The sequence below is a fragment of the Thermosynechococcus sp. HN-54 genome, from assembly GCF_023650955.1.
Classification (GTDB): domain Bacteria; phylum Cyanobacteriota; class Cyanobacteriia; order Thermosynechococcales; family Thermosynechococcaceae; genus Thermosynechococcus.
On the sequence record NZ_CP098039.1, the window covers coordinates 2438013 to 2464176 of the forward strand.

20 protein-coding genes and 1 other RNA gene are annotated in these 26164 nt (G+C 54.1%); 9 read left to right on the forward strand and 12 right to left on the reverse strand.

The window, feature by feature from the left end; genetic code table 11:
• Positions 1-14: 14 nt before the first annotated feature.
• The 3 genes from crtD to ffs form a co-directional block, all read right to left on the reverse strand.
• Positions 15-1559, reverse strand: coding sequence for a C-3',4' desaturase CrtD (gene crtD, locus NBE99_RS11955; RefSeq protein WP_250682277.1), 1545 nt, complete (start codon positions 1557-1559; stop codon positions 15-17).
• Between the two features lie 78 nt (positions 1560-1637).
• On the reverse strand, positions 1638-2282 hold the full coding sequence (gene hisIE, locus NBE99_RS11960) for a bifunctional phosphoribosyl-AMP cyclohydrolase/phosphoribosyl-ATP diphosphatase HisIE (RefSeq protein WP_250682278.1): 645 nt from the start codon (positions 2280-2282) through the stop codon (positions 1638-1640).
• A gap of 23 nt (positions 2283-2305) precedes the next feature.
• Positions 2306-2402: signal recognition particle sRNA small type (gene ffs / locus NBE99_RS11965), an RNA gene on the reverse strand.
• Between the two features lie 120 nt (positions 2403-2522).
• Between ffs and NBE99_RS11970 the strand changes: the two genes are divergently transcribed.
• From NBE99_RS11970 to cobS, 6 genes are all read left to right on the forward strand, one after another.
• Complete coding sequence (locus NBE99_RS11970) at positions 2523-3194, forward strand: PHP domain-containing protein (protein WP_250682279.1); 672 nt, start codon at positions 2523-2525, stop codon at positions 3192-3194.
• Entirely contained in the window at positions 3191-3430 is a 240-nt protein-coding gene (locus NBE99_RS11975; protein WP_250682280.1) for a hypothetical protein, read from the forward strand. Before NBE99_RS11970 ends, NBE99_RS11975 begins: the two co-directional genes overlap by 4 nt.
• 107 nt (positions 3431-3537) lie before the next feature.
• A complete protein-coding gene (locus NBE99_RS11980; protein WP_250682281.1) occupies positions 3538-6627 on the forward strand; it encodes an FHA domain-containing protein in 3090 nt (1029 codons plus the stop codon).
• A gap of 75 nt (positions 6628-6702) precedes the next feature.
• Entirely contained in the window at positions 6703-9540 is a 2838-nt protein-coding gene (gene polA, locus NBE99_RS11985) for a DNA polymerase I (RefSeq protein WP_250682282.1), read from the forward strand.
• Positions 9541-9548: 8 nt separating this feature from the next.
• Positions 9549-11060 (forward strand): pitrilysin family protein, encoded by a 1512-nt coding sequence (locus tag NBE99_RS11990; RefSeq protein WP_250683733.1) that lies wholly within the window; start codon positions 9549-9551, stop codon positions 11058-11060.
• The gene (gene cobS / locus NBE99_RS11995) at positions 11057-11788 is read left to right on the forward strand and encodes an adenosylcobinamide-GDP ribazoletransferase (RefSeq protein ID WP_250682283.1); all 732 of its coding nucleotides are present in this window, start codon (positions 11057-11059) and stop codon (positions 11786-11788) included. The genes NBE99_RS11990 and cobS overlap by 4 nt, the downstream gene beginning before the upstream one ends.
• Here cobS and NBE99_RS12000 read toward each other — a convergent pair.
• Both NBE99_RS12000 and NBE99_RS12005 read right to left on the reverse strand, forming a co-directional pair.
• Positions 11719-12432, reverse strand: a complete 714-nt coding sequence (locus tag NBE99_RS12000) for a ComF family protein (protein ID WP_250682284.1) — start codon at positions 12430-12432, stop codon at positions 11719-11721. The genes cobS and NBE99_RS12000 overlap by 70 nt on opposite strands.
• An 18-nt stretch (positions 12433-12450) precedes the next feature.
• Positions 12451-12738 carry a Mo-dependent nitrogenase C-terminal domain-containing protein gene (locus NBE99_RS12005; RefSeq protein WP_250682285.1) on the reverse strand — a complete coding sequence of 96 codons (288 nt, stop codon included), beginning with the start codon at positions 12736-12738 and terminating at the stop codon, positions 12451-12453.
• Positions 12739-13295: 557 nt separating this feature from the next.
• Between NBE99_RS12005 and NBE99_RS12010 the strand changes: the two genes are divergently transcribed.
• On the forward strand, positions 13296-14177 hold the full coding sequence (locus tag NBE99_RS12010) for a universal stress protein (protein ID WP_250682286.1): 882 nt from the start codon (positions 13296-13298) through the stop codon (positions 14175-14177).
• A gap of 65 nt (positions 14178-14242) precedes the next feature.
• Here the strand turns inward: NBE99_RS12010 and NBE99_RS12015 are convergent, their stop codons facing one another.
• The 4 genes from NBE99_RS12015 to NBE99_RS12030 form a co-directional block, all read right to left on the reverse strand.
• Entirely contained in the window at positions 14243-14557 is a 315-nt protein-coding gene (locus NBE99_RS12015; protein WP_250682287.1) for a DUF5132 domain-containing protein, read from the reverse strand.
• 131 nt (positions 14558-14688) lie between these two features.
• Positions 14689-14898, reverse strand: a complete 210-nt coding sequence (locus NBE99_RS12020; RefSeq protein ID WP_250682288.1) for a glycogen debranching protein — start codon at positions 14896-14898, stop codon at positions 14689-14691.
• A 192-nt stretch (positions 14899-15090) separates the two neighbouring features.
• The gene (bioF, locus tag NBE99_RS12025) at positions 15091-16266 is read right to left on the reverse strand and encodes an 8-amino-7-oxononanoate synthase (RefSeq protein ID WP_250682289.1); all 1176 of its coding nucleotides are present in this window, start codon (positions 16264-16266) and stop codon (positions 15091-15093) included.
• A 42-nt stretch (positions 16267-16308) separates the two neighbouring features.
• Positions 16309-17061 (reverse strand): response regulator transcription factor, encoded by a 753-nt coding sequence (locus tag NBE99_RS12030; protein WP_250682290.1) that lies wholly within the window; start codon positions 17059-17061, stop codon positions 16309-16311.
• Positions 17062-17429: 368 nt separating this feature from the next.
• Between NBE99_RS12030 and NBE99_RS12035 the strand changes: the two genes are divergently transcribed.
• The gene (locus tag NBE99_RS12035) at positions 17430-20411 is read left to right on the forward strand and encodes an FHA domain-containing protein (RefSeq protein ID WP_250682291.1); all 2982 of its coding nucleotides are present in this window, start codon (positions 17430-17432) and stop codon (positions 20409-20411) included.
• A gap of 14 nt (positions 20412-20425) precedes the next feature.
• Here the strand turns inward: NBE99_RS12035 and NBE99_RS12040 are convergent, their stop codons facing one another.
• Positions 20426-20701: a hypothetical protein gene (locus NBE99_RS12040; RefSeq protein WP_250682292.1), complete on the reverse strand. Its 276-nt coding sequence runs from the start codon at positions 20699-20701 to the stop codon at positions 20426-20428.
• A gap of 7 nt (positions 20702-20708) precedes the next feature.
• Positions 20709-21947, reverse strand: a complete 1239-nt coding sequence (locus NBE99_RS12045) for an aspartate aminotransferase family protein (protein ID WP_250683734.1) — start codon at positions 21945-21947, stop codon at positions 20709-20711.
• 156 nt (positions 21948-22103) lie between these two features.
• Here NBE99_RS12045 and nrdJ point away from each other — a divergent pair, with 156 nt between their 5' ends.
• Positions 22104-24377, forward strand: coding sequence for a ribonucleoside-triphosphate reductase, adenosylcobalamin-dependent (nrdJ, locus tag NBE99_RS12050; RefSeq protein WP_250682293.1), 2274 nt, complete (start codon positions 22104-22106; stop codon positions 24375-24377).
• A gap of 37 nt (positions 24378-24414) precedes the next feature.
• Here the strand turns inward: nrdJ and NBE99_RS12055 are convergent, their stop codons facing one another.
• Positions 24415-25992, reverse strand: coding sequence for a serine/threonine-protein kinase (locus NBE99_RS12055; RefSeq protein ID WP_250682294.1), 1578 nt, complete (start codon positions 25990-25992; stop codon positions 24415-24417).
• Positions 25993-26164: the final 172 nt, after the last annotated feature.

Consider the following 26164-nt stretch of genomic DNA (forward strand, 5'->3'; position numbering starts at 1 on the left):
ATCTTTATTCCTTATTAATCAATTGGCTCAGGTGTCTCTCTATTATAGTAACTTTTACCAAAATTTGTATCACTGGCAACGACTTGTTGGACAAGGGCACGGGCACCATAGCTGACACCGGCAGTGCCTTCACCGGGATGTACGGAATCTCCCACTAACCACAGGTGGGGAATCGGGGTGCGAGTGGCCAAGCCAAAGGGGCCAAAGGTACTCAGACGTTGACCAATGCCACCGACAATGCCATCCATGCGCGCCGTATAGCGCCAGAAGGTGCGGGGGGTTGCCGCTTCACAGTGGACAATGTGCTCTGGCCGCAGATCAAAGAAGCGACCAAGGCGTTCGAGAGCCGTTTGGGTGTATTGCGCCTTCGTGGCCGCATAGTCTAAGTCGGGCTGATGCCAAAAATTCGCTTCAGTAAAGCTCGAAGCAATCAGGGTGCGATAACCGGTCGGGGCACGGCCATCCTGCGGCTGACTGACGGAGACAAAGAGGGAGTTATTTTCGCCAATCGGGCCTTCAGGGTCGTAGAGAAATTGCAAGTGGGGCGGACAACCTTTGGGAATGGCGGCCTCTTTAACGCCAAGGTAAATGACAAAGGCACCGGCGGCGGGGGGCAGCGTTTTTAGGCGGCGGGCATAGCCTGCGGGAATGGCATCGCCAAGGAGGTGGGGCAGGTTTTGGGCAGGGACATTGGCCACAATGTGATCTGCTTCGACCCGCTGACGGGTTTTGGTTTTTAAGTTTTCCACCTGGACGGCGACGGCACGCCCCTGCTCCACCTCAATGTGACGCACCAGATGCCGGGTGTAGATTTGGCCGCCATCCCGCCGCAAGGCAGTGGCTAGCCGCTCACTGAGAACCTGCATACTGCCGTGGAGATGGTAGAGGCCGTGGGGGTCTTGGGAAAGACACAGAGCAGTGGCGGCATAGAGCAGGGCGGTTTCACTGGCATCCACTTGGGAGTAAAGCTTGAGTTGCAGATCCAGAAACTGCCGCAGCCGGCGATCGCCCCCGACACCACAGAGAGTCATCCAATCGGTCACCGTCATCAGGCTAAAGGGCACTGTGACAAGGGTATCGGGACGCAGGGCTTGCACCAGTTGCCACAGATCAAAGCCATTGCGAGGGGGCAAAATTGGCTGCCGCTGTTGGAAGCGCCAACTAATGGCAAAGAGGTGTTCAAGGCCTTGCCAAAATCGCTCACTGCCGGGAAAGTGGTCTTGACGTTCCTGTTGCCAGCGATCGCGATCGCGCCAAACGTTAATGGGCGTTGTTTCCTGGGGCAGATAGACAGCACAGGCGGGATCACAGGGCGTAGCTGCGGGTAGGGGAATATCCAATTCAGCAAAAATCTGGGCATGAATCCCCCCCGGCTCCAAACCCGCCACTTGAGTAGCACCGACATCAAAGGTAAACCCCCGCCGCTGAAATGTGGAGGCACAGCCTCCCAATTGGGCTGCCTGCTCAAAAAGCTGAACGCGATAGCCCCGCCGCGCCAACAACGCCGCTGTTGTCAAACCCCCAATGCCGCCGCCAATGACGACAACCTGCTTTGCCATTTGTATAGTTATGTAAATTACCTGTATCTAGCACTGTAGCCACGTTGAGCCAGTGCTGACAAGGAAAACGGCAATCAACTAGCGCCGCCGCAATTGAAGCTGCTCATAGACCTGCCGCAAAGACACCCCATGATAGGCAAGGGCAACTAGCGTATGGTAAAACAAGTCCGCCACCTCACCGGCGATCGCCTCTGGATCATCGTCTTTGCAGGCCATGACAACTTCTACAGTTTCTTCCCCCAGCTTCTTGAGAATTTTGTTATCGCCCGCAGCAAAGAGACTACAGGTATAGGACTGGGCTTGGGGCACATCGCGACGCTGGCAAACCACTTCATACACCTGCGAGAGGGTATCGGCGGGCGGCGGTTCAATCCATTCCCCCTTGGCACCGTGGCGGTGAAAACAACTGCGCTCCCCTGTGTGACAGGCACTGTGCCCCACCTGTTCGACCGTCAGCAACAGAGCATCACTATCGCAGTCGTAGCGGATACTTTTTACCCACTGCACATGGCCAGAGGTTTCACCCTTGGGCCAGAGTTCTTGGCGCGAACGACTCCAAAACCACGTACGACCTGTTTCAAGCGTTTTTTGTAGCGATTCCCGATTCATCCACGCCAGCATCAACACAGTGCCGTCCAAATAGTCTTGGACAATCGCTGGCACTAAACCCCGTTCATCGTAGCGAATCTCATCGATGGGCAGGCTAAGGGCAGTGGCAGGCATGAATCGTTCGCAGTTCTCAGAAGGGTGACCCGGAGATCACGCCTATCACAAGCATCCCGTATTGCTGCTTCCTTCCGGACCTGACAAGGTTTAGGCGTTGCGATCGCATGATTCCGAGCCAAATTGTATCTTAGCACACGCCATCGAGGTGCATAAATCGCCCTATTAGGAATCTTTATCCCTAGTTTCTTAAAGAAAGTTTATATTAAAGAGGTAACAGCGTAAGATTTGGTAATGCCTATGACCCTTGCTGCACTAATGGTGACGCAGGCGGAGATCCTCCGAGGTCTCTTTCGGACGTTGACGGCAACCAGTTGTCCCTATCGCTATAACTTTCACCTGCATACGATTTGCTCGGATGGCCAGCTAACACCGCAGCAAGTGGCACAACAGGCAATGATCCATGGCCTCAAGGGCTTTGCCATTACCGATCACCATGCGCTAGAGGGTTATTTTCAGGCTCGGACGTACATAGAAGCCTATCCGGGAACGGATCGCCCTGAAGTGTACACCGGCATTGAAATTACCGCCCAACTGCTCGATACCGAAGTCCACATCCTTGGCTATGGCTTCGACCCCCACGCGCCGATCCTGCATCTTTATGCAATGGGCACTGCCCCCCAAGGCGAATTGGCACAGGCGGAACGGGTGATTGCGGCGCTCCATGAGGCAGGAGGCTTGGCAATTTTGGCGCATCCAGCACGCTATCGACTACCTGCTGAACAACTGATTCCAGCGGCGGTGGCACGGGGCATTGATGGGGTAGAAACCTACTACTGTTACGGCAACCCCGATCCGTGGGAACCCACGCCAGAAACTACGGCTTTGGTGCATGCTTTGGCCGCAGAGCATCAACTTCTGGAGACCTGTGGAACCGATACCCATGGCCAAAGTATTCTCGTGCGGCGATGACGGGGACTGAAATTCTGATCACCCTAGGGGCGATCGCCATCAGTTGGTTTGTGCTCCGCTGGCTGATCACTGTCCTCAAGGTCACTCTCGGTACGGGGATTAAAATTGCGCTGATTGTTTTCCTATTGCAAATCTTTTTTGGTATTGGTCCCCATCGCCTCTGGGAGCAAGCGCAGCTTCTATGGTCACAAGTGGCGAGTTATTGGCCGACGCCTTCTTTGCCATCCTCGCAATAGGGAAACATGCAGGTTTCTGCGCGTGTTGAGCTTTGGCGGGCGTCTTTTGTCAGATCGGCCAGAATCCAGTACACTGACTGGCATCAAGCCCCTTTTGCGCCAAGGTCATGACTCAAGCAGCGTGGTTAGAACTGGTCAAATCAGTGAGTGAGCAGGGCGTCCAGTTACCCACCAGCGGACTGAAAATTGGCCGTGCCCCCGATAACGATATTGTTCTCAACGATGTCTCCGTTTCCCGCCACCATGCTTACTTTGGCTGGCAAGAGGGACGAGTCCATTTGACTGATCTTGGCAGTAAGTCCGGCACCCATCTCAACGGCCAACCCATCGTGCCCAATACCCCCATTCCCCTCGAAGATGGCGACTTGATTACGCTGGGCAACTCTGCTGTGCGCTTTCGCCTCATCTGGCAGTACCACGACTATCAACCTCGTGCCACCGAGGTCAGCAAAGATACTGAAGTCCCCGTGATTGAAGTGCGCACAAAAACATGGCGACAGTGTTGGGGGCTACAGGAGCAAACGACGCTTTTGGGAACCCATCCCGCCTGTGATGTGGTGGTGGATACGCCTGAACTACTGCCCTGCCACTTGAAATTACGCTTTGTGGATCAGCATCTGCAAGTGGTGGATCTCAGTGATCCGCATTCAACAATGAATGTGCATTTGGGAGTGGGCGAGAGTTATGCGCTGACGGAATTTGTCACCCTCACCTATGTGGGGCAGGAGTTGCCTGATCGCATTGATACCCAGCGCCATGCCGTTGCCTTTAGCCCAGCAACGGAGTTGCGTTTGACCAGCACAGCAACCGTGTTGGCAATTCCTGAATCAGAGCCAACCTCCACCGTCCCTGTGAAAACCATTTCACTGGTGGGTTACAGCACATTCACCATTGGCCGCGATCCAAGTAATGATTTGGTTATTGAGCACCCAACGGTCTCGCGCCACCATGCCAAAATTGAGCGCCGCAACGCTGATTTGATTCTCAGCGATTTGGGATCGAGCAATGGTACGTTTGTCAATGGTCGGGAGGTAGAAGAACCGACATTGCTGCGGGTGGGGGACAGCATTCGCATTGGCAGCGATCGCCTTGTCCTGAATGTAGATGAAACACTGACCCAGTACGCTGAATCGGGTCATATGCGCCTTGATGCCATCAACCTCAGTAAGGTGGTGGGCAAGGGAACGCAAATTCTCCACGATATTTCCCTGTCGATCATGCCCAAGGAGTTTGTGGCCATCTTGGGGCCTAGTGGTAGCGGTAAGTCAACCCTCCTCGATGCCCTAAATGGATTGCGGCCGGCAACAACGGGCACCGTATTGGTGAATGGCACAAATTTTTACCGCAACTATCAAGCTTTTCAGGCGCAATTGGGCTATGTGCCTCAGAAAAATATCATCCACGAGGAGCTGACGATCGCCCAAGCCTTGGAATACGCGGCAAAACTACGGATGCCCCCCGATACAACCCCAGCGGAACGCCAACAGCGGGTGACAGACGTGTTAACAGAATTGGGACTGAACCATCGTCGCGATGTGCCCATTGCCCGTCTCAGTGGCGGCCAGCAGCGGCGGGTGTGTATTGGGGCAGAATTGCTCACGCAACCCAGTCTTTTCTTCCTTGATGAGGCTACCTCTGGCCTAGATCCGGGCACCGAAGCCGACCTGATGTTTTTGCTGCGGCAGTTGGCGGATCAGGGGCGAACGATTCTGATCATTACCCACGCTACCCAAAATATCCGTGAGTGTGATCTGGTGATCTACCTAGCGGAGGGCGGCCGCCTAGCCTACTTTGGGCCTCCTGATCAACTGTTGCCCTATTTCCGTGCTACCTTTGGCGATCGCTTTAGTGGCATCAAGCTAGAGGATTTCTCTGGCATTTACCGCGCCCTCGACAAGGAGAAGAATCCCAATGCCCCCACCTCAGAAGAGCTAGAGCAAGCCTACCGGCGATCGCGCCTCTATCAGGAATATGTCGTGGGACGACAGCAAGTGCTGGCTCACATGCCCGATGAAAGTCAACGGCGCACCAAGGGCAAATCCCGTCGCAGCAGCGAACCCAAATCCAAAATCTCCCCTTGGCAACAATTTCTCATTCTCACCCGCCGCAACCTGACCATTCTCAGCCAAGATCGCACTCACCTGCTGCTGACACTCTTAATTGCGCCTCTGCTCGGTAGTCTAAGTTTTGTCTCTTGGCAGCGGGATCTCTTTAATCCGGAAACAGGGAGTGCCGGTCAAGCGCTGACGATGATCTTTGTCACCAGTCTGATTGCTGTGATGATTGGTGCGATGACAACGATGCGCGAGTTGGTCAAGGAGGTGGAAGTTTATCGGCGGGAGCGGATGATTGGCCTGCGGCTGTTGCCCTACATTGGCTCGAAGGTGGCGATCGCCCTCGGTCTTGCCCTTTACCAAGCGGCCACCTACCTTGCGGTAACAAAGCTGGCGGTGGATTTACCGGGGGATTGGGGTGTCACTTTTGCCATGTACATCACCCTTGCCCTAGCCATCTTTGGCGGTATGGCGATGGGACTGTTGGTGTCTGCCTTTGCCCCTAGTCAGAACATTGTGCCCCTACTCGTGCTGATGTTTTTAGTGCCACAAATCATTTTTAGTGGGGGTATTCAGCCCGTCTCTACCTTTGGGTTGCCGGGGCAGATTATCAATCATCTGACGGTGATTAAGTGGCCCTTTGAGGCGATGGTCAAGCTCACAGGCATGGGGGAGGACATTGCCAATGATCCCTGTTGGCGCGAACCAGAGGAAGAACGGGAAAAAATGACCGAGGAGATGCAGCGGGATTTTTGTCTTTGCTATGGTCCCGGTCTATTTAAGACCTGCAACTTCCCCGGTATCCGCGCCAAGTATGTCCCCGAAGTGGATGAACCCGCCCTGCCGCGACCAGCGTCTCCCGGCGATCCCCCCAATGATCCAGCAGCGCTCCAAGACTATCTGCAACGGCTGCAAGCCTATCAGGCGGCCATGGATGAGTGGGAACTCAAATATTCTGAGTGGAACCGCCAACGCAGTCGTGCCATCAATGAAGCCCAAGGGATTATTAGCCGCTTCCAGCGAGACCAAGGCTACATGTTTACCGTAGATGTGCAACGCCATTGGCGCCATCAAGGAATTCTCATTCTGGCGATGTTAGTGGCTCTACCCTTCTGCCAAAAACGCCGCGACTTTAGCCGTTGAGACTCTACCATTTTCAGGGGTGAGGTATTAGCCCGAATTCTTTAATAATGGAAAAGCTGTCCTCTTCACGCTTCTATGTCTGCCCCCAATCTCTTGCTCATTGATGGCCATTCCTTGGCTTTTCGTGCCTACTACGCCTTTAGTAAGGGGCGGGAGGGGGGGTTGCGCACCTCCACAGGGATTCCCACCAGTGTGTGTTTTGGTTTTCTTAAGACGCTACTGGAGATTTTGGATCAGCAGCAGGCGGATCATGTGGCGATCGCCTTTGACTTGGGGGAACCGACATTTCGCCACACAGCCGATGAAAACTACAAGGCGGGGCGAGCAGAAACGCCAGAGGACTTTATTGCCGATATTGCCAATTTGCAGGCATTGTTGCGGGCTTTGCGTCTGCCCTTGTTGAGTCAGCCGGGCTATGAAGCGGATGATGTGATTGGCACGGTGGTGTATCGCTTACGACCCCAGGGATGGCAGGTGTCCATTGTCAGTGGCGATCGCGACCTCTTTCAATTGATTGATCGCGAGGGTCAGGTACAGGTTTTGTATCTAGGGCATACCCTTGGCCAACGCAAGCAGGGTCTAGAGGCCTTTGATGCCCTCAAGGTAAAGGAAAAAATGGGGGTTTGGCCAGAGCAAATTGTGGACTATAAAGCCCTCTGTGGTGATGCCAGCGATCGCATTCCCGGTATTAAGGGTATTGGCCCGAAAACAGCGGTGCAGTTACTCAATCAATACCCCACCCTTGAGGACATATACGCCCATATCCACGAGATTACGCCCCCAAGCCTGAGAACGAAGCTGATCAATGGGGAGGCCGATGCCCGCCATTCCCGCACACTGGCTCAAATTGTCCTCGATGTCCCCTTGGAACTCCCCCTCGAGGAACTGCATCTGAGTCCCTTTGATTGGCCAACGCTGGATCACCTCTTGGATCACTTGGAGTTTCGTGCCCTGCGGATGCACCTTCAGGACTGGCACCTCCGCTTGGGGGGGACGCTGCCCGATTTAGAGACCGATCCCGATGACACGTGGTTTTTTGCGCCGACGGATACCCCCGCCCCCTTGAATGTGCAACTCATTGAAACGCCAGAGCAACTGCAATGGCTGATTGCCCAGTTAGAAACCTGTACAGATGTGAGCCATCCCGTGGCTTGGGACACGGAAACCACGGCCTTGAACCCCCGTGATGCGGCTCTAGTGGGGTTGGGTTGTTGTTGGGGGTCGGCTGCGGATCAGGTGGCCTATTTACCCTTGGGACACAAAGAGGGTGAAAACCTTCCCTTGCAAGAGACTCTCACCGCTTTACGACCGATTTTAGAGAGCGATCGCTACCCCAAAGTCTTGCAAAATGCCAAATTTGACCGCTTGGTGCTGCGGTTTCAGGGGATTCAATTACAGGGCGTGGTGTTTGACACGATGCTGGCAAGCTATGTGATTAATCCCGAAGCCAGTCACAACCTCAAGGATTTGTGCCAGCGCTATCTGCCCCTCCAAGCCCAAACCTACCGCAGTCTTGTCGGCAAAGACCAAACCCTGGCAGATCTCCCCCCTGCGATGGTGGCGCAGTACTGTGGCCTTGATGTCTATACCACCTATCTTCTCAAGGAAAAATTAGACGCCGACTTGACCCCACGGCTGCGGCAACTGCTCCTAGAGGTGGAACTGCCCCTTGAACCCATTCTGGCGGAAATGGAAGCCACTGGCATTCGCATTGACAGCAACTATTTACAACAGCTCTCCCAAGCCCTTGAGCAGGAACTAGAGGAATTGCAACACCAAGCTTGGGAGATGGTGGGACAGCCTTTTAACTTGGCCTCCCCCAAGCAACTTAGTGAACTCCTCTTTGGCACGTTGGGACTAGATGCCAAAAAGACTCGCAAAACCAAGCTCGGCTATTCTACCGATGCGGCAACCCTCGAAAAGTTGCGGGATGATCATCCGGTGATTGAGGTGATTGAAAAGCATCGTACCCTTGCCAAACTCAAATCCACCTATGTTGACGTATTGCCAACCCTTGTACGCCCAGACACAGGCCGCGTGCATACGGAATTTAACCAAGCGGTGACCGCCACGGGTCGTCTCTCCTCCTCCAACCCCAATCTGCAAAATATCCCCATTCGCACCGAGTTTAGTCGGCAAATTCGCCGGGCTTTTATGCCAGAGCCGGGTTGGTTGCTGGTGGCAGCCGATTATTCCCAAATTGAGCTGCGCATCCTTGCTCACCTCAGTCAAGAAACTGCCCTGCTAGAGGCCTACCAAAAAGGGGAGGATGTCCATCGCCTCACGGCTCAGTTTCTCTTAGAAAAAACGGACATTAGTGCCAGTGAACGCCGCTTGGGCAAAATTATTAACTTTGGCGTCATTTACGGCATGGGGGCGCAGCGGTTTGCCCGCGAGGCCGGAGTGAGTGTGGCCGATGCTAAGGTGTTTATTCAGCGGTTTTACGATCGCTACCCACGGGTCTTTGACTATCTGCGGCAAATGGAACGGCTTGCCCTCAGCCAAGGCTATGTGGAAACCCTTTTGGGGCGGCGGCGCTATTTTCAATTTGAAAGTTCTGAACTGCACGCCCTGCGGGGCAAGCCCTTGGAAGCCCTAGCCGATGTCGATCCCAGTAAACTAAAGATGAGCAACCATGAGCGCGGGCTATTGCGGGCGGCAGCCAATGCCCCGATTCAAGGTTCCAGTGCCGATATTATTAAGTGCGCCATGGTGAAGCTCGCCCCCTTGCTCTCCCCTGAAGAAGCCCGCCTCCTGCTCCAAGTCCACGATGAATTGGTGTTCGAGATGCCCCCTGCCGCTTGGGAACGACTGCAAACAACAATTCCTGAAGTCATGAGTACGGCAGTTCCCCTGAGTGTGCCCCTTGCGGTGGACATTTACGCGGCGGCTAACTGGCTGGAGGCCAACTAAGGTTGTTGATGCGGCAACGGAGCCACGGGCAAGTTTATTTCTGGCAAATTCTCCTCTGCCTCGTTTGGGGGACGATCGCCCTCTGCTGGCCTGCCGATGCCCAAACGATTCGCCCCTACATTGAGCGTGCCATGGATCAAATTAGTGAGTTTTATCTTGACAATGGAATGCACTTCATTGTCATGGAGCAACACCAAGCGCCCATTATCTCCTTTCTCACCTATGTAGATGTGGGGGGTGTGGATGAACTCGAAGGACAAACCGGTGTAGCCCACTATCTAGAACATTTGGCCTTTAAGGGCACTCGCCGCATCGGCACAACGGATTATGCTGCCGAAAAAGAAAAGCTAGTCCGATTGGACGCCCTCTTTGAGCAACTGCAAGCCACCACCGATGAGCGGCAACGGCAGGCGCTTTTAACGAAATTTGCCGCTGTGCAGCAGGCGGCCGATCGCTACGTCATTCGCAATCAATATGGCCAAATTGTCCAACAGTCCGGAGGCGTGGGTCTCAATGCAACCACATCCGCCGATGCCACCCGTTACTTCTACAGTTTTCCCGCCAACAAATTGGAACTGTGGATGTCCCTAGAGTCGGAACGCTTTTTGGAGCCCGTCTTTCGCGACTTTTACCAAGAAAAGGAAGTCATTCTTGAGGAGCGGCGGCTACGCACTGAAAATTCCCCCACGGGGCAACTCTTTGAGGCCTTTTTGGCCACGAGCTTTCGCCAGCATCCCTACCGCCGACCCGTCATTGGCTACCGTGAGGATATTCAAAACCTACGCCGTGCCGATGTGGAACGCTTCTTTCGCCAGTATTACACCCCCGACAAAATGACAGTGGTGATTGTGGGAGATCTTGATCCCCAAAGGGTCAAAACCTTAGCCAAGGTTTATTTTGGTCGCTATCCCAACAGTGCCGCCAAGACCCCAACGATTCCCCCCGAACCGCTGCAAACGGAGCCTCGGCAAATTACCCTTGAATTGGCTAGCCAACCCCTTTACATTGAAGCTTATCCCTGCCCAGCTTTGCGGGACCCAGCGTACCTCACCTATGAAATGTTGGCACGCATTCTCAGTGGCGGCCGCACCTCCCGTCTCTATCGTTCCCTTGTCCTTGAGCAAAAGTTAGCCCTGAATGTCCAAGCCTACGTGGGATTTCCCGGCAATAAATATCCCAACCGCTTTCTCATCTATGGGGCGCCGGCGCCGGGTCAAACAGCCGCTGCCCTTGCCGCTGGTATTGCCCAAGAACTCAAGGGACTGCAAACAACACCCGTGACGGTGGCAGAGCTGGATCGGGTAAAAGCGCAACTGCGGATGGAACTGCTACAAAACCTGATGTCCAATGAGGGGATGGCCAAGCTCTTGGCAGAGTATGCCGTCAAAGGCGGCGGCTGGCAGCAACTCTTTACCCGTTTAGAGGCGATTAACGACATTACCCCTGCTGATATTCAGCGGGTAGCTCAATTGCTGCAACCTGAGCAGCGAACTGTGGCGCAGATTCAAACCCGCCCATGAGGCCCATTTGGATGGAATGGCTGGGGGCGATCGCCTTCTATACCTGCTTGCCCCTTCCCGCCACTTGGCCGATTCGGTTGGCTGGCGTAGCAAAATGGTGTCCTTGGGTGGGGCTACTGTTGGCAACGCTCCTCTGGGGAGCGCAGTGGCTGCTGCAATTCTTGCGGGTTCCCCCCTTGGTTACCAGTGTCTTGGTGGTAGCACTGTGGTTGGCATTGACCGGTGGCTTGCACTTGGATGGTGCCATGGACACGGCCGATGGTTTAGCCGTTAGGGATCAACAACGGCGACTTGAGGTGATGGCGGACAGCCGAGCGGGTGCTTTTGGCGTCATGGCCGCAATTGTGATCCTGCTCTTAAAAGTCACGAGCTTAAGTCGCCTAGAGAAGGGTAGCGTCTTGGTGTGGGTATTGGTGCTGGGGCGCCTTGCTCAGGTGTGGGCGATCGCCCGCTACCCCTATTTGAAACCCCAAGGTACGGGTCACATCCATAAAGCCAGTTGCACCTTTCCCCGTGACTTCTGGCCGAGTGGTCTGCTTGTGCTGTTGCTCACCCTCCTTCTCCCGCTGCCCTTGGGACAATTCCTCTTTGGCTTGCTTTTAATCCTCTTGATCCCGGCATGGTTTCAGTGGCAGTTGCGGGGGCACACGGGAGATACCTACGGTGCAGTGGTTGAGTGGACAGAAGCCTTGATGCTCGTCTCCTTGACGCTGGGATCAGCGAGTTGATCGGGTAGCCCTACTGCCACTGTGATGATCCCTAAAACCTTGTACCCGGCATCCCGTAATAGGGCGGCGGCGGTTCGCGCGGTTGTCCCCGTGGTGTAAATGTCATCGCACAGCAGCAGCCAGCGCTGTTGTTGCAGACCCTGCCCGAGGCGAAAGGCATTTTCAAGATTGGCTTGGCGTTCTGTGAGTGACAGCTGAAACATCGACTGGGTTGCTCGTTGGCGGATTAAGCCGGCTGGCGCAAGGGGCAGCTCAAGGGCACGGCAAAAACCCTCAGCAATGAGCGCCGCTTGGTTAAAACCGCGGCTCTTTAATTTGTCGCGATGGAGAGGAATGGGCACCACCTGCAAGGGGAGACGCTGCGCCACCTTGGCCTCAAACCAACTCAGGGCTAACCATTGGCCAAAGAGGGCACCCAGTTCGGGGTGGTTGTTGTATTTCATGGTGGCGATCGCCCGCTTGAGGTCTTGCTGATAGTATCCCCAAGGAAAAAGGGGGAGACTGCCCCGCCAGTAGCGTTGGCGTTGGCGCACTTCCCATGCCTTGAGGCGCCGTTCACAATCCCTACAGATCGTTTGGGGACTTGCCCGACCACAACAGGAACAGGGCTGCTGCACCCACAAGGAGGTGAGCGATCGCCACACCTGTGCACCCCCTAGGCACTAACAGTAGGCACTAATATCTTCATGGCACTCATCCGCCAAGTAGCAAAGGGCACGGTAGCGCAACACCATCAATTCCTCATAGAGGGGATTCAGGTGGCACAGGGGCGGAATGTGAATGTGCCATTTTGCAACCACAATATCGCGTTCAAAGGGACACTGGGCGGGGATCAAGCGGCATAGACGATGGGCAAGCTGGCGATCGTGTACCTCTAGATGCTCTAACCACTGCCGTAACGGCCACAGGAGCGTGCGGAGCAAGCGCTGCCCGAACGTGAAAATTGTCATCAACTCAACACCTCAACTCAATCATTGAAGTTGGCAGCGAAAAATCTCCTTCCTCACCTTTTTAAGAAGGCAATTGCAATCAGTTAAACGAATGTCCTAAGAAAGGCAAATTTATCGCTGCATTATTATGGCAAAAGGATTGTTCTGATTCACTTTGGATCGCCCTTAGCGAGGCGCGACATCCCAGAAAAATCTCAATGAAAATCGCATCACGATAGACAATCTCCTTGCTTCACAGGGATTTAGTAGTAATGGATACATTATTGAAGTTAATGATGACTCTGTATCCATCCTTATTTTAGTGACTCCTGTTGAAGTTGACGATGGGGTTTTCCGAAAAGTTGCCCTTGGGTTGTCGTCCTGTGCTCTACAGATTGCCTGTATATCATCGCCGAACTGGCGCAAAGACGTTGGGATTTCCCTTGCAATTTGCCAGCAGAGCCTCCTTCTGCTGGGGAGAGGGAACAATTATTTACTAAGATAGAAAATAACTTAGTAGCGTGCCCCCCCCTTCTAAGGTAATCTGCAATTAGAGTCTGGCATCGGGGAGCAACAGCATGTTTAAGAACGTATTGATTCCAACGGATCTCCATGATGGTCTCCCCAAACTTACCCACTACCTTAAGGCACTGAAAACCGCAGGTGCTCGCAAACTGATCTTCTTCCATGCCCGCCCCATTGATGAGGATGGGGACAAACCCCGCCTACGGGAAGAAAAGCTGCAACAGGCGCGTGAACTACTCAAACTTGATCCCGCTAAAGTGCCAGCGGAGCTGAAAGCAGAGGTGATCATCGAAAATCGCCGCCCCGCCGATGCCATTCTGGACACCGTCGAAAAGCATCAAATTGATTTGGTACTGGCGAGCCGTCCGATTCGCAATCTCTTGGACGAGAAGCTCTTCGGCAGTACAACGATTGAGGTGCTGCAACGCATTAAAGTGCCCGTCATGATTATGCGCCCACAACTGTTGTGGGTCATGACAAGTGCAGAACTCAATCTCCGCTGCCAAAATCTCTTTCGCCATCTGCTCGTGCCCTACGACCACAGCCCCTCCGCCCAACACCTTGTCCAAAAACTGCGGGAAGGCGTGAAAAAGCCCGATCAAACGAGCATTGCGTCACTCACGTTTTGCTGGATTATCAGCGATGCGGGCAAAGGGGAACTGGGAGTTGGCGAACAACGTCCAAAGGCTGAAAAAATTCTTGCCGAGCTAAAGCAAGAATTCACGGGCTATGGTCTCAACGTTGAAACCGAGATTCGCTTTGGTAGCCCTGTCGTTGAAGCCCAACTCGCTGCCCACGATCGCGACATCTATGGGATTGTAGTTTCCTCTGGTTCTGTCGGTAAAATTTGGGAGCTATCAATCCCCAGCTTTGCTGGAGAGATTATTCGCCGTTGCGTCTTTCCCGTCATCTATTTTCCACCCGCTGGTCGCTAATTAACCAGAAGATGGGGCAGCAGAACTACCCCAAAGGCATTTCAATTAGGCACCGACAGTAAAACTTAGCTAATCGTCACTTCGCGGGGTTCCTCAGGCGCGGCGGCCTTCGCTGCTTTTTGCTCCATCATTTCTGAGCGGGCTTCGGCAACTAAGTCTTGGAAAGACTCACTGGCTTCGGCGACAGCCGTCTGTGCCTTTTCATAGGCTTCAAACGCCCACATCAAGCCTGATTTTGCCGCATTGCGAGCTTGCTCTGCCAAGTTGTGACCGGTCATTGAGTCAACGGCACCCACAACGGGGGCAACAGCAACAGCACCAACCCCAAGGGCAAGCACGGTGAGTGGTTCTAAACCAAGTAACAGGGCTTCAAACTCCATTCTGCGGCATCCTCCAAAGAAAAAGAAATGATGAGCACATCGCACCCATGATAGCAAAGGTGCAGGGAGAGCAACGTCCCCACTGACCTTAATCGCTGATCAGGCGCCCTTATGCACGGCTGCGGCAAAAACTAACAGAGCTTCAAGGCAGTACTAGGAACCTCATCCCAAGAGGCAACGGTGCGCAGACGCACGTGCCAACCGGCTGCTTTTTGTTCTGTGGTCAAGTTTTTTTCAAAGGATTGCACACACTCTCTTGCCTGAGCTTCATCACGACAGGCAATGCAAGCATAAAGGAGACCGGAGGGATCGATTTGCTCGCTCACCCAAATAGTTACCATAGCTCACTCCTTGGCACAGCTGGCCATCTGGCGGGATGATCTACAGCCCTTTTCACGTCGATCGCACACGCTCACGCTCAACACTGTGAAAGCCAGTCTCGGTGAAGATGGCATCCCCTAGATGTAGCCTGTATTTCAGAAAAGGGCTATATCTCCAGCCTAGGCGAAATACACAGCGATCGTCACCCTTTCTTAACAGGGCTTTAGAAGTGCAGCCAACGCTGCCAGTAATCGATCAATGTGCTCAGGGGTGTGATCGGCTCTTAGGGTGATGCGCAGACGACTAAAGGGCACAGTCGGTGGCCGTACCGCCGCCAGCCAACATCCAGCCTCTTGTAATGTCTGACCCCATTGGACAACAGTGGCTGGATCGGGAGCAGGCAGGCAAAAGATGGGGGTCGGTAGCGGACGGGGCAAAACGGGGCAACCCAATTCTTGCAGTCCTTCTTCTAGTTGTTGAATGCGCTCCTCTAGAGCTTGGCGTAGGGAAGGCTCGGTCTGTAGTTGCTCAAGGGCAGCAAGGGCAGCAGCAGTGTCCGCCGGTGAGAGTCCAGTGCTATAGATCCATGTGCTGGCACGGTGTTGCAGATAGGTGATCAGAGCTTGGGGGCCAGCAAGGTATCCCCCTAAACTGCCAAGGGCTTTGCTGAGGGTACCCATTTGAATGACGGTCGCACTAGATTGCCCCAAGGCGGCTAAGGTACCGGCACCGTTGGTTCCCAATACCCCTGTACCGTGAGCATCGTCCACTAGCACCATGGCTGTGTAGGCCTCGGCTAGCGCCAATATCTCCTCTAGGGGGGCGACATCCCCATCCATACTGAAGACACCATCCGTGAGGATCAGACAACGGCGGTATTGGGAGCGATGGGTTTCTAGGAGTTGGGCAAGGGCAGCGACAGTGTTGTGGGGGTATTCATAGAACGTAGCATGACTGAGGCGGGCGCCTTTTTTGAGACAGGCATGATTGTAGGCATCCCCCAGTACCAAGTCCCGTTGATCCACCAGTGCAGCAATGGTACCGAGATTGGCGGCGGTACCGGAACTAAAGACCAAGGCTGCTTCTGTACCTTTCCACTGGGCGATCGCTCGCTCTAGTTGTTCATGGAGGTGACGCTGACCACTGAGAAGGCGAGACCCGGTCGCCCCGGTGCCCCACTGTTTGATGGCTGCGATAGCGGCTGCTTTTACCTGCGGATGGTTGGCCAGACCCAAGTAGTCATTGCTGCAAAAGTTAATCAATGGGCGGGGCGGCTCGCCAACATTAACCACTGCACCGGGGGAACCACTGAAGGTTGGCTGGCGGTACCAATGGGCACGCTGTAATGTTTTGAGGGCAGGTTCTAACCACGCAAAGGGATCACTCATCGGCGGTGATGCAGACCGATTTAGAGGCTGTTTAGAGGCTATTTAGACCAATACATGGCGGGGCGATCGCGGGGAACGAGACGGCGGTTTATACCCATTCTGAGCATAGCGGCCATTCAATGGTTCAAGGTGTAGCCGATAACCCACATTGCGCACGGTTTGAATTAGGCGCGGCTGCTGTGGATCTACTTCAATTTTCTTACGCAAAGATAAGATATGCGTATCCACGGTGCGGGGATTGTCAATGCTCTCTGGCCAAGCTCGCCGTAGCAGTTCCTGACGACTCAAGGGCGTGCCCCCCATTTGCGTCAGAACATAGAGTAGGCTAAATTCCTGCGGTGTCAAATCCACTAGCACATTGCGTACCACCACTCGCCGCTGCACCAAATCAATTTGTAACTCACCTAAGTTGAGAACACTGGGTAAACAGGGGCGTGCTCGCCGTGCCAAGGCCTCCACGCGAGCCAAGAATTCCTGCATGCCAAAGGGCTTGGCCAAGTAATCATCGGCACCTGCCCGCAACGCCGTCACGACATCCGCCTCCTCCTCATGGGCGGAAAGAACTAAAATCAAAACAGTGTTTTGGTAGTGAAGCCAGCGGCATAATTCCAAACCATTGCCCTCATTCAAGTCCAGATCGAGAACAACCAAATCGGGATGTCGCAATTGAAATACTTCCTGCCCCTGTTGACAACCACTGGCAAGATGAACAATGTGCCCCACTTGCTGTAGGTGCCAGCCAAGCAGGGAACGCAGGTGGGGGTTACTTTCAATAATTTCAACGTGCATCAACATGAATACATCCCCACAACAACAGCGGCGTAACGGGAAAAGAAATCTGTTCTACATTTTTGGGAGACGCTACGAGAACCTGTAACAGGATGGCAATGTCTGGATGAATTGGATGCTAATTTAGCAAATTTAATACCAACGATTTCGTAACGACTAATACTTTAGGGTTTCTTCTTGTTCCCGCGACAGAAAATTTTTATTCCATCCCTTTTTTAGAATAAAGGGTAAGTAGGGGTGATGTGTCCGCCGCCACCACAGCGGAACTGTTCCTTGCCGATAGCGGTTTCAACTGTTTTGAGAGTATTCAATCCCTGTGAAAAGGGCAGTGCTCTTGGAGTGACACAATAGGGTGGGGTTTCTTAACAATCGGTATGGCTGTACCCATTCTTCAACTCGTGGCAGCGGATGGTTCACGACAGCACATTCAATTGGGGCGCGATCGCGTGCTGATTGGTACCGACCCCCAAAGTCAAGTCATTCTTGCGGGCGAAGGGATTTCCCGCCACCATGCGCTGATTCTGGCCACAGAGAGCGGTTACCAAGTGGCGGATTTGGGTAGTGCCAGCGGTACTTTTCTAAATGGAACGAAACTGCGGCCACGCACCCCTGTGGCTCTGAAGGCGGGCGATCGCCTGCAAATGGGTGACTTTGAAGCCATTTTTGATCCAGAGGGCATGGCAACAACGGCACTGCCGGGTACGGTGGTCATGGGGGCTGCGAGTACGCCTATTTTGCAGGTAGCGACGCCCCAATGGTTACAGGAGTTTCCCCTCCTTAAGGAGGAACTGATTCTCGGTCGCGATCCCAAGGCGGACATTACCATTGAGCATCCTTTTGTGTCTTTCCACCATGCCAAGTTGGTGCGATCGGGCGATCACTACAAAATTATTGACTTGGGCAGCAAAAATGGCCTCCACTGGCGCGGAACAACAGTTAGTGAACATGCCTTGGCACCGGGGGATGTGATCCATGTGGGGGAATCCCTGCGGTTGACATATTTGTTGATGCCTGCCACTGAGGTGGTGCAGCAGACTCGACCGCTACAATTGCGCGATCGCCAGCAGGTTCGGATTGGCCGAGATCCCAGCAATGATATGGTGCTGGATCATCCTGTTGTCTCGCGCTTCCATGCTCGCCTCTATCTCCAAGACGGACAGTGGTACGTTGTTGATTTGGACTCCGCCAATGGCACGTTTGTGAACAACCAGCGCCTTGAACCCCGCAAACCTGTGGCCTTGCCAACAGGTGCGTTGCTACGCATTGGGCCTTATAGTTCGCTGTTCACCCCCGATGAAACCATTATTCCCCACAATGACAGTGGCAACCTGCGCCTTGATGCCATTCACCTCAGCAAAACTACTGCTAAGGGAACAAAGCTCCTTCAGGACATTTCCCTGTCAATTTTGCCCCGTGAGTTTGTGGCCATTGTGGGTGGGAGTGGTGCCGGTAAATCAACGCTCGTCGATGCGCTCAACGGCTTTCGCCCCGCCACGGGGGGCACGGTACTAGTCAACGGTTACGACTTATATCGCTACTTTGGGACATACCGCACCCAGATTGGCTATGTACCTCAGGATGACATTATCCACAGTGAGCTAACGGTGGCTCAAGCCTTGGACTATGCCGCACGACTGCGCCTACCCGCTGACTTTAGTGAGAAGGAACGACAAGCTCAAGTGGATCGGGTGCTTGCTGAGTTGGAGTTGACGGCACGCCGAGATGTGCTTGTCAGGCAGCTAAGTGGGGGTCAGCGCAAGCGGGTGTCAATTGGTGTGGAACTGCTCACCCGCCCCAGTTTGTTTTTCCTTGATGAAGCCACCTCAGGGCTAGATCCGGGAACGGAGACCCAAATGATGCGGCTGTTGCGCCAGTTGGCGGATCAAGGGCGGACGATTTTGCTGATTACCCATGCCACCAAAAATGTCATGCTCTGCGATTTGGTGGTGTTTTTGGCACGAGGCGGTCACCTTGCCTACTTTGGACCCCCGGATCAGGCTCTCAGCTATTTTGATGTCCAAGATTTTGATGAAATTTACCTCAAGATTGAGAGCGAACCTAATCCAGCCGTATGGCAGCAGCGCTATCGCCAGTCCCATTTGTATCAAACCTATGTCGTGGAGCGCCAACGCCCCCTCAATGTTGATACAGGGGCAACCCGTCAAGTTCAACCCCAACGCCCCAAAACAACCCTGCCTCAAGTGGCACCGTGGCGGCAGTGGTGGATTCTCACCCAGCGGAATCTTGCCATTTTGCGACAGGATCGGGCGGCACTCATTCTCATGCTCTCCCTGGCGCCGATTTTGGGAGCCTTGGATTTTGTCCTCTGGAAGCCAACGATTCTCGATCCAGATCAGGGGGATGCGGGGCAGGCGTTTACAATGGCCTTCGTCACTGTGCTGATTGCGGTGATGGTGGGGGGCCTAGCGACGATGCGGGAAATTGTCAAGGAGCTGGAGATCTATCGCCGGGAACGGATGGTGGGGTTGGGGCTGTGGCCCTATATCTTCTCGAAGCTTGGATCGGCGGTGGTATTGGCACTGTACCAAGCAGCCGTCTTCTTGGTGATGAAGTTTTTGGCAATAGATCTCAGCCTCGGTGTTGGGGCGATCGCCGGCCTTTACGCAACGCTGTTTCTGGTGACCTTTGGTGGCATGGTAATGGGGCTACTCGTTTCTGCCCTCTCACCCACCCAAACAGTGGCTCCTTTACTCACCATTCTCTTTCTCGTGCCCCAGATTACCTTTGCGGGTGCCATTATTCCCCTGAAGGATCTAGGGGGCGTGGGCAATTTGATCAGTGATGTCACCCTGACCCGCTGGGGCTATGCCAATGTCGTTTCCCTTTTGGGATTTGGTCAGGATGTGGCGCGGGATGCCTGCTGGCAGCAACCGAAATTGGTACGGGAGAAGCTGAGTCCCGAAGCCTTGGAACAGTGTCCCTGCTTTGACGATAACCTCTTTCGACGGTGTCGCTTTCCGGGAGTGCGCAAGGAATACCACCCCGCTGTGGATCAACCAGAACCCCCACAACCCCGCGAACCCGGTGATCCACCGCCACTGCCCAATTCAGTCTTAGAGTTTGATCAGGCCTATCGCGATCGCGTCCAGGAGTACAATCAACGGGTCAAAAACTATCAGGCAGCCATGGAGCGCTGGCAAGATGAATTTGCGCTCTGGAAAGAGCAGCGGGGGCGGGCGATCGCCAGCGGTGAAGCCCTGATTGATCGCTTTTGGAGTCTCCAGGGGCACACGTTCAATGCCAACGTGAGTGCCAACAATCTGCGGCTAGGGGGCATTATTGGGTTGATGCTGGGACTAGTGGGGGTATGTCAGAAGCGCAAGGATATTCTCTAGTCTCTGAAACGCTGCTAGCGCTTGAGTAGCCGATGCGTCAGCAGGCCAGCCCCGATGGGCAAACCAACACCACCGCCGACAAAGACCACCGACCCCATGCTCCCTTTGAGCCATTTCTGAAACGCTGTGTATTTTTGGGACACGGCACAGCCCATTGAACCAAGGGCAAAGGCCAGCCAAGCAGAGATGATCCAGCAGGGCACAAACAAAATGCTTGGAACAAAACAGCCCATTGAGGTGGCGAAGCAGCCCGGATATTTTTCTGGTGTGTTCTCCTCTGCAGCGCTCATGCAGGGGTTAGGCAGCTAACTGCTCCAAGGTGCGGGCAACTGCTGCCAAGGCAGCATCAATCTCCTCGGCACTGACAATCAGGGGCGGGACAAAGCGCACCACCTTGGGGCCAGCGGGCACGAGTAATAGCCCCTCACCAATGGCAGCTTTGACGACATCCGCCGCCGTGAGAGGGATCTCTGGTTTGAGTTCTAAACCATTGATCAGACCCCAGCCGCGCACCTCAGCAATGACATGGGGATAGGCTGCTGCCAGTTCACGTAGTCCTGTCCGCAGTTGCTGCCCGCGATCGCGCGCATTTTCGAGGAGATGCTCTTTTTCAAGGGTTTCACAAACGGTGAGCGCCGCTGCCGTGGCCAAGGGGTTACCACCAAAGGTACTGGCATGATCCCCCGGCTGAAAGACGGCACAAAACTCCTTGGCAATCATCGCACCAATGGGAACGCCGCCGGCAAGGCCTTTGGCGGAGGTGAAAATATCGGGTTCAACACCGAGGGTTTCATAGCCCCACAGGGATCCCGTGCGACCAATGCCCACTTGGACTTCATCGAAAATCAGGAGAATGCCTTTTTCGGTACAGAGTTGGCGTACCTGCTCAAAGTAGGCGCGATCGCCGGGACGGACTCCCCCCTCTCCCTGTAGCGGTTCCAACAGAATAGCGGCCACTTGGGGTTGAGACTGATCTAGTTGCTCAACAAGGCTCTGCAATGCCGCAAAATCGTTGTAGGGCACATAGGCAAAGCCGGGCACCAAGGGGTCAAAGTGTTGTTGGTATTTGGGTTGACCCGTAGCCGTAATTGTGGCTAACGTCCGCCCATGGAAGCTGGCATGAGCCGTAATGATGATCGGGTTGGCAATGTGGCGAACCGTATGGGCATATTTGCGAGCCAGTTTAATGGCCGCTTCATTGGCTTCCGCACCAGAATTGCAGAAAAACACGCGATCGCCACAGGAGTGATCCACAAGCCACTGCGCTAGCGCCCCCTGTTGAGGAATGTAATAGAGATTAGAGACATGGTGCAGGGTTTGGATTTGCCGACTGACCGTCTCCACCAAGGACGGATGGGCATGACCGAGGGTACAAGTAGCAATCCCCGCCACAAAGTCCAGATAGCTGCGGCCTTGATCATCCCAAACGCGGCAGCCTTCGCCGCGCACCAGCGTGATGGGAAAGCGACCATAGGTGGTCATCACCACTTGGTCAAAGGCATCGGTACTAAAGGGGAGTGGGGGAGCAGCAACCATTGACTCTGGACTCACAGCAAAAACTCCCTGCTATCTTAGCATCTCCCTCTCGCCGTAGCAGGGCAGTTGCAGCCATCTCTATAATTAGTGCTTATTGACCCCAAAGAAGGGCTTCGCTACACTACACCTAGTATTTAGCCATTGAGTCCTGCCCCTATGGTGCAAAATCCTCCCCGTCCCCAAACCACTTTCCCCGCCACTGCCCCAACAGCCTATCCCGTGTTTTACCGCACCTACAGTCGCCAAAATGAAGCAGGTGAGCGGGAGAGTTGGCAACAGGTGTGCGATCGCACGCTCCAAGGCCTGCAAGAAGTAGGACACCTCACTGAGGCAGAAGTGGCGTTGCTCCGGGAAATGCAGCAGGAGCTAAAGGCGCTGCCCTCTGGGCGCTGGCTGTGGGTGGGAGGAACTGATTGGGTACGCCAGCCCGAGAACTTTTCCGGTGCCTACAACTGCACTAGCACCAATGTGGTGGATTGGGATTCCTTTGGCCTAATGATGGACTTGGCCATGCAGGGCTGTGGCACAGGGGCAATCCTAGAGCAGAAATACATCTCCCAGTTACCCCCCATCTGCAATCGCCTAGAGGTGACCGTTGTCGGGGAAATTGGCCAAACCCCCAAGGAAGCGCGCCAAGAGCAAACCACCGTAACCCTGACGGGGCAAACCTGCCAAATCAACGTGGGGGATAGCCGCCAAGGGTGGGTGAAGTCCTATCAAACACTTCTTGAACTAGCCAGCAACCCCCAACTCGGTGGTTCAGTTCAGGTGACGATTGACATTAGTGATGTGCGTCCCACGGGTGAGCGGCTCAAGGGCTTTGGGGGGGTTGCCAATCCAGTAAAGCTACCCAACCTCTACCACCGTTGTGCGGCCTTGTTGAATGCGGCGGTGGGCCGCCAGTTGACCTCTGTCGAGTGCTGTCTGCTGATTGATGAAGCCGCTGTGGTGGTCGTTGCTGGCAATGTGAGGCGATCAGCCGGCATGCGTCAGGGGGCAAGTGATGATGAGGCTTTTGCCCAAGCTAAACAAAATCTCTGGCAGCAGGATGAGCAAGGCAATTGGCGCATTGATCCGAAGCGGGATGCCCTGCGCATGGCCAACCATACCCGTGTCTTTCACACTAAGCCAAGCCTTGAAGAATGCATCAATGCGGTGCGCAGTCAGTTCTATTCAGGGGAAGGTGCCATTCAATGGGCAGGGGAGGCGATCGCCCGCGCCAATGTCGATCTTTTGACCACCCCTGAACTGAAGCACGCCTTCCTCCGTGCTTATGAAAACCAACAGGGAGAGGCTTTTTTGCGGCAACTGTTGCCCACCATGGATCAGCGGGAGCTGGCTCACCGCTTGGGTCGTTATGGCCTCAATCCCTGTGGTGAAATTGTCGGCAGTGATTTCCACTGCAACCTTGCAGAAATTCACCTGAATCAAATTGATCCAGCGGATACGATAACCCAAGAAAAAGCCTTCAAAGCCGGTGCGCTCTCAGTGGCAGCGCTGTTGAACCATCGTTTTGTTGTCGATCGCTATCAGTACTCCCGCGCCATTGATCCCATTGTGGGTGTGAGCTTTACGGGGCTATTTGATTTCTTTGTCCATGCCTTTGGTGTACCTTGGTTGGAATGGTGGGCAGCGGGACGATCCGATACCCTCCAAGGGCGCGAATTCAAAGCCCAAGAAGCAGCCTTTCTGCAACGCTGGCGGCAAATTGTCCATGACACGGTCTGGGAGTATTGCGATCGCCACGGCCTCAAGCGTCCCAATCGCTGTACCACCGTCCAACCCTCCGGCACCAAATCCCTACTCACGGGTGCCTCCCCCGGCTGGCATCCCCCCAAAGCCCAACGGTTTATCCGGCGGATCACCTTCCGCAAGGGCGACCCGGTGGCCATGGCCTGCTATGACTATGGCTACAATATCATTCCGTCCCAGTCCGACAAGGATGAGACGGGTAAGCTCCTTGATGATCCCTTTGATCCGCGGTGTAGCGAGTGGCTGGTAGAAATTCCCGTTGCTGTCTCTTGGGCAGATCTGCCGGGGGCAGACACCATTGACATTAGCCAGTTTTCCGCCTTGGCGCAGTTTGACTTCTATATGCAGGTGCAGCAGCACTATACCACCCACAACACCAGTGCCACCATTGAGCTACGCGAGCCTGAAGTAGAACCCCTTGCCACTGCCATTTACACAGCCATTCAGCAGGATCAAGGGTATATCTCTGCTGCTCTCCTAGCCCGCTTTGATGCCCATGAAACCTTCCCCCGCCTCCCCTTTGAACCCATTAGCAAAGAACGGTACGAGCAGGAAGTGGCAGCCGTTGCCCGGCGCAAGCGGGTCAATGATTTCCATGAAGCCCTCTCCCGCTATACCCAGCCTTTGATGGAAGCAGGGCCTGCCGGCTGTGACTCCGACAAGTGTCTTACATCCTAGGAGAGTTAGGGGGATGCCCTCCCCCTTTATTGAGTTCTTAGTATTTAGGCAACTTTGTAAACCAGTTCTTCTTGGCGCGATCGAGTTGGCCTTGAACCATGCCCGAGACCATACTAAAGTCTGCCCCGGAAATATCGGCACCGGTAAAGTTCGCGCCTGAGATCGAGGCATCCTGCAATTTTGCCCCCTTCAAATTCGCCTTCTCAAAGTTGGCTTGCACCAGATAAGCACCACACAGGTTGGCGTCGCTGAGGTTGGCGCCTTGGAGATTGGCTTCCCGCAATACGGCATTGGTGAGGATGCAGCCCTTCAAATCGGCATTGGTAAAATTGGCATTGGCAAAATTAGCACCTGAGAGATCCGCATTGCGCAATACAACATTCGAGAGATCGACATCCACAAAATCCCGTTCTCCCCGTTTATAGGCTGTGATAACCTGTGCTGCCGTCAGCCGTGGGGTAACTTTGGGGCGCAAATGCTGCCCCGGACCTGTGCCTACAACAGGGGGGCCACCCAATTGTGTGCCTGTCATTCGCGATTGTCGCAATCGAGCGGCTTGGGCATTTTGGCTCACCGAGGAGGCATAGCTAGAGGGTTTAGCTGACCTTGGCACCCGCGGTTGGCCTTGACTGGGGGGCGCCGAAAGGGCACTACTAAGGTCATCATCCTCTGCTGCAACGGCAGGGGCAGCCACAGCAGTTGTTTGTTTGGTCTGAAGGCGCTGTAGATCGGCTAAGACATCTGTCGCATTTTGGTAGCGATTTTTGACGGCATCCTCCAGCATTTTGTCGAGGAGGGCAGCAAACTCAGGGGAAATATTTTTCACATACCGCTTCCAATGCCATTCGCCCGTGCGCGGATCCCGCTCAATTTCTTTAGGGGATTTACCCGTCAGGAGATAGACACAGGTAACACCGAGCGCATAGATATCACTGGCGTAGATAGGACGCATGGCCATTTGCTCTGGTGGCGCATACATCGGTGTGCCCACAGCAAAGCTCGTAAATGTGGATAGTTCTGGGGCATTTTCCACCATCGCTTGGGTGACTTTGTCTTTGACTGCACCAAAGTCGATGAGCACCAGCTTGTTGTCAATATCACGGCGGATTAGATTGGCGGGCTTAATGTCGCGGTGGATCACACCATTTTTGTGCAGGTAATCGAGGATGGGTAAGACTTCTTGCAAAACCTGTTTTACCTCTTCCTCGCTTTTGGGGCCAAAGCGTTTGACCTCCTGTTGCAGGGTGAGGCCACCCACATATTCTTGGACGAGATAAAATTCATTGTCATTTTCAAAGTAGCCAAGGAGGCGAGGCAGTTGGGGGTGATTGCCAACTTTGCCAAGGGTGGTTGCTTCCCGCAAAAAGAGTTCTCGTGCCATTGCCATGATATGGGGAGCCGTGGCTGCGGGTCGCAACTGTTTAATCACACAACTAGGATTGCCCGGTAGTTTCGTATCCACGGCCAAAAAGGTCGTGCCAAACCCCCCCCGTCCCAAAACTTTAATGGCCTTGTATTGATCATTCAGCAAAAGTTTGCTGCCACAGGCTTGGCAAACGTCTAAACCATCAGGGTTGTCTGGCTTGACACAGTTCGGATTTAGGCAGTAACTCATAAGCAGCCAAGGGGATGAACAGCATGCTCAACAGGGAGGTGAGGGGGTTCAATACTAGGATTACCTATTTTCCAGTCAAAACTTACAGGAAAATGCCCCACCGCTCGCATGATTCAGTAGTTTCCACAGGACGACTCCGTACTTTTACGATACTCTTTTTTCTTTGCCTCAC